Here is an 11559-nt window from a genome sequence, read left to right as displayed (position 1 = left end):
AGTTTATTCCATTGAGAAGGGAATTTTTTTCGCTGCTAGCCGTTTAATGTAGTAACTGCAGGTTTAATTTACAGGGAATATGATGAAAATACTCGCCGTTTGTTGCTTAACATTATTGTTAATGCCAACTGTTGGCTTTAGCCAGATCTCGTTAGCCGAGCCGTTATTACAACAGATACCGAGCCAAGTTGAGCAACAGTTGCAGCAAAGAACTAGCCAGTTGCAGCAAGTAGCGCAACAACAACTGGCGCAGCAACAGTTAGTAAAACAACTAGCAGAAAAAGCAACCTTAGCCGACCCCCTGACAGCTTTACCGCAAGTATTAGCAATTGTTGATCAGCAAGGGCAGTCGCTGTGGACAGTGGTTGAGGTTGAGCAGGGCTTTCGCGCAGTTGAGCGCGAATGGTTACTATTGCTAACCGAGTCCGAGTGGCAAGGCTTAGTGCAACGTTGGCCAGAACTAGTGCGTTACCAGCAAGCAAAATCGGAGCTAACGGCACTTGGCATGCTGCTGGTGAAACTAAAAGTCCCTGCAGAATTAGATTCATCGCTTCAGCTGAGCCAGCAATTTGATGCCACTTTGGCCAGCTATGCTGGTCGTAATCATATTTATCAGCCGCAAGCAGCGGTTAATACTGACGCCAGTGCGGCGTTAGTAACCAGTGAGGCGTTAGCAACCAGTGCGGAGTTAGTTAAAAGTACGGAATTAGTAAACAGTGCAGCGATGTGTACCCTGCCGGTAAGATTGGGCATGGTGGATACCGCTGTTGCCTTAGACCATCCGGCTTTGGTGCAGCAGTCACAGCGGCTTAAAATAGTGCAGCAAAATTTTTTACCGCAAACGCTTAATCAAACCTATGGTCATGGTACGGCTGTCGCTGGTTTGCTAGCAGCGCAACACGCTGATATTAAACCATTATTGCCGCAACTAACCCTGTATAGCGCTAGTGCTTTTTATCCGGCTAATCAATATCAACAATCAGCTACCTTAGCCCATATTTTACAAGGCCTAAATTGGCTAGTAAGCCAACAGGTCAAGGTGATTAATATGAGTTTAACCGGGCCAGATAACCCTGTTTTAGCCGCAGTAATAGCGCAATTAGTTAAAACAGACGTGATTTTGGTAGCAGCAGCGGGCAATGGGGGCCCTGTAGCTGCGCCATTATATCCTGCCGCTTACCAAGACGTGTTAGCCGTAACGGCGCTGGATAAGTGGCAGCAGTTATACCGTTGGGCTAATCAAGGCGAATATATAGATTATGCCGCGTTTGGCGTGCAAGTGCCGACATTAAGCGCCAATGGTACGGTTGCTGTGCAAAGCGGTACTTCGATGGCAGCTCCGGTGCTAAGTGCAGCGGTTGCTTGCTTACGTGCGGCCGAGCCAACCTTATCGCTGGCACAAATTCGGCAGCGCCTAACCGCACAGGCTCGGGATTTAGGCGAGCCTGGGCATGATAGTCAGTTTGGTAATGGCCTGATAGCGGCTCCGTTAAAGCAGCATTAAAAGCTAGGTTAAAAGCTCAGTTGTAATGATACTGAACTGCGGGTGTCGCGGTAATCAGCACTATCTAAGCTGGAGCTAAAGTCACCATGTTCAATTGCAGTGATAACAGCGAAATGTGAGTTTATAGCCAGCTGCCAGTTAGCCGCTAACTGGGTATGGGTATCGGTGCGACTAGGACTGGTTGTGTTAGGCTTTTTATTCAAGTTAGAAAAACCATCACTGTCAGTATTAGTAACAGTATTATCAGCAACATTGGCATAGTCACGCTGACTGACTTTAACAGAAAACTGTAGCTGCTGATCTAAATGCCACAGCGTGTAGCTGCTAGACAGTTTTAATTTAACCCCAGGGGCAGTATAGCTAAAAGCATTGTCTAGACTATCTTCGTCATGATAAGTCAGACCAAAGGCAATAAAGCGCTGGCCGTTGGCAAAAAACCAAAACGAATCAGCGCTAACATTCAAAGTATCTGCATCACGTTGACTAAACTGGCTAAACTGTTTTTTACCTGCCGTTAGGGCGGGGCGAATATACCAGCTTGGTGTAAGGCCATGCATGCTATATAGGCTTGCTTGCTGCAAGGTTAAAAAGCGGCTGCTATCTAATTCTGCTAACGCATAATAAACGTTAGCCCCTATGCGGCTATCACCCAATTGGTAGCTGGCATCCAAATAACCTAAATGTAACCGAGTATTAAAGTCAGCACTGTGTTGATATTGGGTATCTTGCACACTATAACCGCTAGTAAATTGTAGCGCTGTGCTGGCTTGCCAAGTTGCATCTACCTCTGCTTCAAGTAACACCGCGCTATCGCTACGGCCACTGGCTTGTTCCAACTCACTGATATTAACGTTTGATTGCTGGGCGATGCCGGCACGCGCTTTAGCACTAAGTTGCAAACTCTCGGAGCTGTGGCTAGGTAAACTGAATAATAAACATAGTGTTGCCGCTATGGTAGTGGCGCGGGTTAATAGGGCCATAATATTGCTCCTGCACTAGAAAAGCGCGCCGAAGGTATGCGGCGCGCAAGTTTGACTTATAAACCGGTAGATAACTTAAGGGTATTACGAACAGTGTTAGACACTTCAGCACTGACAGCTTGGCTAACATTCTGCGCCACTTCTGCACTGGTATTCTGCTGTACAAGTTGGCTGGCATTACTGAGTACTTGCTGTTGCACTGCCGCCGCTGCGTTAGCCGATAAATTGGCATTTACTTGTGAGGCAACACTGGTTCCAGCGGCTATTAAGGTATCGCTATTAATAGCCGAGGTTAATTGCTGCTCGGTTGCTGTAACCGTATTATTTAAGCTAGCAACGGTTGCCAAGGTGGTGTCCGTGCTGGCGGCGAGCTGAGAACTTAAGTTCGTTGCTAAGGCCGCACCGGTAGCACTAGTTTGCTGTGCTATATTTTGACTTGAGCTATCGGCAGCTGGTTGTTCTGTAGGTGTTGAGGATGATGTTGCTGCTGGTGCCGCGGGTTTAGCGACAGAGCCATTCGCGTTAGACGTTTGCTGATTGGTTGAAACAGTACTGTTGTGCTGCGCAGAAAGCTGGCTATTGTGCATTTTTACATCAGTGTTACTGTTACTTTGCGCCGACACAGAAACGTCGGCAGCAACTGATAAAGCAGAAAAACAAGCAATTGCGATCAGGCTAGGGGTCATTAATGTTTTCATTATCGTTTCCTTTAAATGTCGTGATTGACATAGCGATAACGCGTCAGCTTGAAGTTTTATTCCATTAAATATAAAAAAACATAAAAATATTTTATTTGGCTGTTATTAAATGGCTTTATTTTGCGGTTTATTCATTGCGTGTATTGAGTCGCGGTAAATTACCGACTAGGGTGAAGTAGCAGACCATAATAGAGGTATTATAGATGGCACAATATGCAGCATTAAAAGCGAATGTCAGTTTACTCGGCACTAAATTAGGCGACACCATCCGCAACCAATTAGGTGATGCCGTGTTGCAGCGCGTTGAGCAGATCCGTCTATTATCTAAAGCAGCGCGCCAAGGCAATGAGCAGCAAGCTGAGCAATTAAAGCAAGTGCTGACCTCGCTAAGTGACGATGAGTTGTTACCCGTAGCCCGCGCCTTTGCCCAGTTTTTAAATTTAGCAAACCTTGCTGAACAGCATCATACCATTAGTCAAGCTGGCCAAAACACCATCGAAAAGCCGCAGCCGATAGATGAACTACTGGAAAAGTTGCAACAACAGCAAGTATCGACTGAACACGTTATTGCGGCGGTTGAAAATTTATCTATAGAGCTAGTATTAACCGCCCATCCCACTGAAGTGTCACGGCGGACGCTAATTCATAAACTGTCTGAAATAGCCGGCTGTTTAGAACAACTAGAGCAACAACATAGCGCTGAACAACAGCAAGTTATTCAGCAGCGCTTGTTTGAATTAATAAGCCAAGCATGGCACACCAATGAGATTCGGCAGCAACGACCAACACCGGTAGATGAAGCAAAATCTGGGTTTGCGGTAATAGAAACTTCGCTGTGGCAAGCCATTCCCGAATTTTTTACGCCAGTTAGATAGCAAGTTAGTCGCGGCTATTGGTCAGGGCATAGCAGTCGATGCTACGCCAATTAGGTTTACTTCTTGGATGGGCGGCGATCGCGACGGTAATCCGTTCGTAACGGCTGAGGTAACCCAGCAAGTGTTATTGTTAAGCCGATGGAAAGCGGCCGATTTATTTGCCAAAGATTTAGATGTGTTAAGCAGCGAATTATCAATGTCAGAGGCAAACGCTGCTTTAAAAGCAGTAACACAGAGTGACGAGCCTTATCGTGCGGTATTAAATAAGTTAAGGCTGCAGTTATTAAGTACTCGGCAATGGTTAACACAAGCCATTAATCAACAACCCAGCCCAGTTCCGGCCGATTTGATTTGGCATAATAAGCAGCTACTTGAACCCTTATTACTTTGTTACCACTCGTTACAAGAATGTGGGATGACAGTAATAGCCAACAGTAAGTTACTCGATACCCTTCGTCGTGCTTATGCCTTTGGTTTAAGTTTACTAAAACTGGATATTCGCCAAGATGCCCAGCGCCATGCTGATGTGTTTAGCGAGTTAACCCAATATTTAGAGTTAGGTGATTACGCAAGTTGGGATGAAGCCCAAAAACAACAGTTTTTATTATCTGAGTTAAGCAGTCGTCGGCCTTTATTTGGTAAAGAATGGCAGCCCAGCGCAGATGTGCAACAAGTGCTAGATACCTGCGCTATTGTTGCAGAGCATGGCCCAGAAGCGTTAAGTACCTATGTAATCTCTATGGCTGGAAAACCATCCGATGTGTTAGCGGTACAGTTATTACTAAAACAAGCTGGCGCGCAGTTTTCTATGCCAATTGCACCCTTATTTGAAACCTTAGCCGATTTAGAGCATGCACCAGATAGTATGCAACAATTGTTAGCTATCGGTAGTTATCGAAATTATATTGATAACAAACAAGAAGTAATGATTGGTTATTCTGATTCAGCTAAAGATGCCGGTGTATTTGCTGCGGCATGGGCGCAATATCAAGCTCAAGAAGCCTTAGTGGCTATTTGTCAGCAAGCTAAAGTACAACTGACCTTATTCCATGGTCGTGGTGGCACTATTGGTCGTGGCGGTGGTCCTGCGCATGCTGCTATTTTATCTCAGCCACCCGGCTCATTAGCGGGGGGATTAAGGGTAACCGAGCAAGGCGAAATGATCCGGTTTAAATTTGGTTTACCTAAACTAGCCCTACGTAGTTTAGCCTTATATTCTAGTGCTGTACTTGAAGGTTTATTGCTACCGCCACCGGTACCTAAATCTAGCTGGCGCGAACTTATGCAACAGTTAGCGGATGATTCTTGTCAGGCGTATCGCGCAGTAGTACGTGAAGATAAAGCCTTTGTACCTTACTTTCGCGCTGCGACGCCAGAGCAAGAATTAGGACAGTTGCCGTTAGGCAGTCGACCCGCTAAACGAAATCCAACCGGAGGGGTTGAAAGCTTGCGGGCTATCCCATGGATATTTGCTTGGTCGCAAAACCGATTAATGTTGCCAGCGTGGCTAGGTGCCGGCGCAGCATTAGCTAAAGCGGAGCAGAGTCAGCAAGCAGTATTAGATGAAATGCAGCAACAGTGGCCATTTTTTGCCACCCGTTTGTCTATGCTCGAGATGGTGTTTTTAAAAGCCGATACTGATATCGCCGCTTACTACGATAAGATTTTAGTGCCAACAGAGTTACAATATTTAGGCACGCAATTAAGACAACAGCTCGATCATGACCGAGCGCTGTTATTGCGGCTTATACATAGCGATACGTTAATGGCAAAAGAAGGCTGGATCCGTGAGTCCATTATGTTACGTAATACTTATGTTGATCCGCTGCATATTTTACAAGCCGAATTACTCCACCGCGTGCGGCATCAACCCAACAGTGTGAAACCGGATATTAGCCAAGCGTTAATGATTACCATCGCCGGCATTGCGGCAGGCATGCGTAATTCAGGTTAGTTGAATTAAGTTAAGGGAACGTGGATGAAAACTCTGGTCTTGCGGTTAGCTATGCTGTTGTTTATTGGTCTTAGCTGGACCACTTATGCGGTTGATGCAGAGCCTGTTGCTGAAACCATCGCTGTGCTGAATGTGCCGCAAGATCAAGCGATAGCCGATCGGCTAACGGCGATAACTCAAGCTATTTCTGGGTTGGAGCAAGTTGAAGTTACGGTGAACGCTGGGGTATTAAGCCTTAATGGTGAAGCGGAGAATGCACAATTAAGTCGAGATATTGCGCACATAGCCAGTCGGCTGGAGGGTGTAGTTTATGTACAAAACAACTTGCAGGAGCAACTGGCGGTAAGCTCTCGATTAGCTCCGGCCAGTGAAAAGTTTCAAGAAATGTTTAATAAAGCATTACGCATGTTACCGCTATTACTGCTAGCAATAGTGGTGATAATTGTTTTTTACCAGCTTGCGGCTTGGTTAGCAAGACGCAGTGGATGGTTAAAACGGCTGGGCCTTAGTGAGCTATCGTCCAATCTAGGTATGCGATTTATCCGCATAGTCATAACGGGTATTGGCGTTTTAATAGCGTTAGAGCTGTTAGATGCCACAACGCTGGTTAGCGCAGCACTAGGTGTTGCCGGTGTAATAGGTATTGCATTAGGTTTTGCCTTTCGCAATATTGTCGAAAATTATTTAGCCGGTGTTTTATTAAGTACCCGAAATCCGTTTGCGGTTGGTGATCAAATTCAGGTTGGTGATTTTACTGGTAGTGTAGTGCGGTTAACATCAAGAGATACGGTGCTAATGACCTATGATGGTAACCATCTGCGTATTCCAAATAGCGATATTATTACTTCTGCGTTAACTAATTTTTCGCGCAATCCATTGCGCCGGCTAGGCTTTAAAGTCGGGGTGTCGGTTGAGTTAGATTTAGTTAATGTTCGGCAATTAGGTATTGCGACCTTAACAAATATTCCGGGTATATTAACTGACCCTGCACCTCGTTGCATGATTGCCGAATTAGGTGATAGCACGGTATTGTTGCAGTTTTATGCTTGGATAGATCAAAGCCATACTGACTTTTTAAAAGCCCGTAGCGAAGCCATCCGCCAAGTGAAAACGGCTTTCGATGAGGCGGGTATTGAAATGCCAGAGCCTATTTATCGTATCCATATGGTAGAGCAGCCCACTATGGCTAAAACAGAAAAAACAGTACCGTCTATAGCGTCAAACCGTGCAGCTAAACCGGCAGCAGCCACTGCAACTAACGTTACCGCTGAAGATATTGATGTCAGTACAGATAATACCATTCCAGAGCAATTAGCGGCTGATTTAAAAAATTCAGATGAAGAGAACTTGTTGACTAAGTAAAAGCTAAAATAGTTTATATATAAACAGAAGCCGCCAGTTATAAGGCGGCTTCTGTTTTAGCGTGGTTAGCGCGGTATAAAGTCTAATACCGTCGCATTTATACAGTAACGCGCTTGGCCGTTAGGGCCGTCGTTAAAGAGATGGCCTAAATGAATACCTGAGGTTTTCGAGCGTAGCTCTGTGCGTTGCATACCATAACGATTATCTGGCCGTTGGGTTACGGCACCCGCTATGCTATTAGTAAAAGACAACCAACCGGTGCCAGAATCAAATCTATCGCGGGTATCAAATAGCGCTGCGCCACTTAATTTATCAACAAAGACACCGTCTGGGGTATTTTTAAAAATTTCATATTGCTGGCAGAACTGACCATCAGTACCTTCATCAAAAGCGACATTAAATGCCTCTGATTCACCCAACTTAAAGTGGCCTAAAGCCAGATAAAATTGCTCTGGGCTCATATAGCCTTGATGACCAAATACTTCTTTACCATCGACTAAAAATAATATGGTTGGGGTGGCCCACGTAGGCGAGCTAATGTTAAGTCCTTGTAATTGGCTAGCCAGCCGAGAATGCACGGTGATATCACCCTGATAGCTATTAAGCACATTCTTTGTGAATTTTTCACAGTACGGACAATAGCTATCTGATTCAATAACAACTATCTGTTTACCTAGTTGTAAATCGGTGTTGTCGATATTGATTGCAGGGTGAGGGCTGCTGTTAGCAAACCGCACGCCAGTGGCATGATCTGGGCAATAGCCATTTGGATTCTTAGCTAAATAATCTTGGTGATAGTCTTCTGCCGCATAAAACTGAGTTAACGGCTTAATAACCGTGGTAATTTGACCTAAACCGGCTGCTGTAAGTAGTGGCTGATATTCTGCGCTAGTCTGTTTAGCTACAGTAAGTTGCTGATCGTTATTAACTAAAATAGTAGAGCGATATTGGGTGCCAATGTCATTACCTTGACGATTTAATTGGGTTGGATCATGTTGTTCAAAGTAATGTTGTAGCAACCGACCCAGACTTATTTTTGCCGGATCAAAAGTTACTTGCACCACTTCAGCAAAATTATCTGGATTGTATCTGTTTTTAGCGGCAGTAATGGCTTTATAGTTTGGTGCCACACCGGATCCATCGGCATAACCCGCAACGGCATTGACTACACCTTTTAAGGCTTCGAAACGTTTTTCTACGCCCCAAAAACAACCCGCGCCCAGTACAACTGTTTGTAATTTAATACTGGCAGGTAGTTGGCTTTTAAGCTGAGTAAGGTCTGGCTTAGCAGGCTCTGTTTTAGCATGGCTGGTATAACTGGTGATGAAAATTAGTAACGCAGCAGCTGCCGCGACTAAGAATAAATTGAGCAGTTTCATTAATACCTCTGCGTGATAACGGACTCTAGCTAATAAGACAGGTATTTTTACGGTTTGCTTTCAGATTGGATCAATTTAAATAAAAAGGGCCGTCTACATAAATAGTCGGCCCTGATAAATTAACGCTCAGATTCAAGACGAGTGTTTAACACTAAGACTGGAATGGCTCCAAAATAGTATTCATTCAACACTAAAAATTTAAACCTAAATTTAAGTGTATTTACGGTTCGGTTTAACCACACTAAGACGCCGTAAACCCATCCCAGGGGGCTCATTTACGCCCGTCCAGGGCGCAATGGTTAGTATAGGCTAAAACCGATCCTCAATAATTCATCTTAGTTAGTCCAGTTTTAACACTTAATAATGAGTATTTAGTGATTAGTAAAAGCTAATTTTAAAATCAACACCAAAGCTACGTGGTTCGTTAACAAAACCGGTTAAGTTACTAAAGTCGATAGCACCTTTTAAGTTATCTTGGTCAGTAATATTACGGCCAAACACACCTACTTCATAGTTGCTGTTGTAGTTGATATAGGCAACACGTAAGCCAGCTTCATGATTGTTGTTAGATTTAAACTCAGCAGATTCATACAAGAATAAATTAGTTTTACCTTGTAACTGATAATCGCCGTAGATATAAACTTCACCACCTTCTACTGGGAAATCATAACGAGCGTTTAACGTTAAGATGGTCTCAGGTGCTTGTGGGAAAGGGTTACCGTTAATTAACGCTAAACCGTCACCGTTAACCGGATCTAACACGGTACACATACCAGAACCACAAGGTTGCACAGTTAAGTTTTTATCTTTTAATTCAGTATGGTTGTAGCTAAAGCCACCACCGACACTAAGATTGGCTAACATGCGGTAATCAAAATCGACTTCAAAGCCGTAACCTACACCCTTATCGGCATTGATTAACTGGTTACCTTGAGTTTCTCCACCGACGGCAGATAACTGAATATCGTCGATTACATAGTAAAATACCGCACCATTTAAACGTAATGTATTGTCGAGTAAGTCAGATTTAGCACCAAACTCATAAGACATAATCGTTTCAGATTTAGCCACTGATGGTGGGGCTTCAAAGGCAACGTCACGACCTTGAATAGATTGGGCGCGGAAACCGTCTGCAACACGAGCAAATAAACTGGTTTTATTGGTTAAGCGATAGTTAGCGCTTAATTCCCAGCTTATATTGTCGTCCGATACTTTAATTGGTGCATAATCTTGAATTTGGGCGAAACCAATTAATAAAGCAAAGCTATCAACGTTTTGATCGCCAACATAAAATGTTTTTTCATCGTCGGTATAACGAACACCGGCAGTAACATCTAATTGGTCAGTTAATTTATATGAACTTTGACCAAAAACAGACCAGCTGGTATTGCCGTGGAATACATCGGTCGTACCAAAGAAGCCATCAATACTGCTAACGCCAAAGGTAGAATCAAAGTAAAACGCACCGACTTGCCAACCTAAAGGACCATCTGTGTCACTAGCTAAACGTATTTCTTGGGTGATTTGCTTTAAGTCTTTTAATTGATCAGTGGTCACGGCTGAGTCAGGATTAGCAGGGCCGGCTTCACTTGGGTTACCACCGTCAATATCACCAATACCACCACCGTCAGCGCGCTCAAGTGCTGAGATGCTGGTGAAAGTCATACCGTCTAGCATAAAATCAAATTTTAACGACGCGCCCCAGGCATCATAATTCTGTCTATTATAACCAGGTGCATCATAGGCAACCGTATCACGATCGTAGTTTTCGTTTAAATTATTACTGCCTGGGGTTAATATATTTTTACGGAACATGCTCGATGTGCCGTCATAATTGCGCGAGTGTACATTTAATAAAGCATTAAAATCATTCGCTTCATATAAAAACTGTAACCGGCCAGCGCGCTCATCATAGCCACCCATTACATCGTTTTCAGCCGTAAAACTATTATCAATCCAGTTACTACGATGCTGAGATAACAGGGATACTCGAGCAGATAGTTCGTCAGTAAGGCCACCGGCTACGGCACCTTCAACATGAAACATGCCCATAGTACCAACGGTTGTTTTGGCATAAGCATCAAAATCTTGGGTTGGTTTAACACTATCAAACTTTATAATACCGGCAGTGGTATTACGACCGAATAAAGTACCTTGTGGGCCGCGGATCACTTCGACTTGCTGAACGTCAAATAACGGAAAACTTTTTAAAATTACGTTTTCCATCACCACTTCGTCCATAACAATCGACACCGGTTGTGATGACGCTAAGTCGAAATCGGTATTACCTAAACCACGAATATAAAAACGCGGGGCGGCACGGCCGTTTGAGGTTTCAGCATAAAGCCCAGGTACTTTAATCGCTAAGGCGGTGATATCGTCGCCAGACGAAAAAATACTATCAAACTTTTCACCCGATAAGGTGGCGATAGAAATCGGCACTTCCTGAATACTTTGGGTCCGCTTTTGGGCGGTAACTGTGATGGTTTCTAATTCTTGGCTAGCTTGGGCTTTGTCACTTTCCTGTGCGTTTGCAACAGAAGAAAGACCAATAGCAGCAGTAAACAGGCTGGCGTGGATAGCAGTAGCCAGAACCGACTTTGTAAATGGTGTCATTAAGGTGAACCTTTTATTGATAGTGAGGTTTGAGTGAGTGCTAAATGTAATAAAAATATTACTGGAGTGACCACAGCTTTTCTATTGCATAAAGCTGGCTAAATATAGCACTTTTTAGGCAAAAAATCTTACACTCGCTGCTATTAGCAGCAAAAAAGCCTAAATATCAGGTATAAATTAACTAAGCGATT

The 11559-nt window shown here is 44.0% G+C and carries 8 protein-coding genes; 4 read left to right on the top strand and 4 right to left on the bottom strand.

Annotation, left to right across the window (positions count from 1 at the left end):
- Positions 1 to 82 precede the first annotated feature (82 nt).
- Positions 83 to 1504 (top strand): S8 family serine peptidase, encoded by a 1422-nt coding sequence (locus BI198_RS00765; protein ID WP_070047824.1) that lies wholly within the window; start codon positions 83 to 85, stop codon positions 1502 to 1504.
- Positions 1505 to 1512: 8 nt separating this feature from the next.
- Here the strand turns inward: BI198_RS00765 and BI198_RS00760 are convergent, their stop codons facing one another.
- Together BI198_RS00760 and BI198_RS00755 are read right to left on the bottom strand one after the other, a co-directional pair.
- Complete coding sequence (locus tag BI198_RS00760; protein WP_070047823.1) at positions 1513 to 2484, bottom strand: surface lipoprotein assembly modifier; 972 nt, start codon at positions 2482 to 2484, stop codon at positions 1513 to 1515.
- A 56-nt stretch (positions 2485 to 2540) separates the two neighbouring features.
- Positions 2541 to 3182 (bottom strand): hypothetical protein, encoded by a 642-nt coding sequence (locus tag BI198_RS00755; protein WP_070047822.1) that lies wholly within the window; start codon positions 3180 to 3182, stop codon positions 2541 to 2543.
- A gap of 203 nt (positions 3183 to 3385) precedes the next feature.
- Between BI198_RS00755 and BI198_RS16440 the strand changes: the two genes are divergently transcribed.
- From BI198_RS16440 to BI198_RS00745, 3 genes are read left to right on the top strand one after another with little or no spacing between them, the layout of a single operon-like run.
- The gene (locus tag BI198_RS16440; protein WP_235605188.1) at positions 3386 to 4057 is read left to right on the top strand and encodes a phosphoenolpyruvate carboxylase; all 672 of its coding nucleotides are present in this window, start codon (positions 3386 to 3388) and stop codon (positions 4055 to 4057) included.
- 16 nt (positions 4058 to 4073) lie between these two features.
- Positions 4074 to 6011 carry a phosphoenolpyruvate carboxylase gene (gene ppc, locus BI198_RS00750; protein ID WP_394331521.1) on the top strand — a complete coding sequence of 646 codons (1938 nt, stop codon included), beginning with the start codon at positions 4074 to 4076 and terminating at the stop codon, positions 6009 to 6011.
- A 24-nt stretch (positions 6012 to 6035) separates the two neighbouring features.
- Positions 6036 to 7373 (top strand): mechanosensitive ion channel family protein, encoded by a 1338-nt coding sequence (locus BI198_RS00745; RefSeq protein ID WP_070047821.1) that lies wholly within the window; start codon positions 6036 to 6038, stop codon positions 7371 to 7373.
- A 65-nt stretch (positions 7374 to 7438) separates the two neighbouring features.
- Here BI198_RS00745 and msrA read toward each other — a convergent pair whose 3' ends face one another.
- Entirely contained in the window at positions 7439 to 8752 is a 1314-nt protein-coding gene (gene msrA, locus BI198_RS00740; protein WP_070047820.1) for a peptide-methionine (S)-S-oxide reductase MsrA, read from the bottom strand.
- A 378-nt stretch (positions 8753 to 9130) separates the two neighbouring features.
- Positions 9131 to 11368 carry a TonB-dependent receptor gene (locus BI198_RS00735; protein ID WP_070047819.1) on the bottom strand — a complete coding sequence of 746 codons (2238 nt, stop codon included), beginning with the start codon at positions 11366 to 11368 and terminating at the stop codon, positions 9131 to 9133.
- Positions 11369 to 11559: the final 191 nt, after the last annotated feature.

Source organism: Rheinheimera salexigens, assembly GCF_001752395.1.
Classification (GTDB): Bacteria; Pseudomonadota; Gammaproteobacteria; order Enterobacterales; family Alteromonadaceae; genus Alishewanella; species Alishewanella salexigens.
This window is presented reverse-complemented; position numbering and strand designations above follow the sequence as displayed.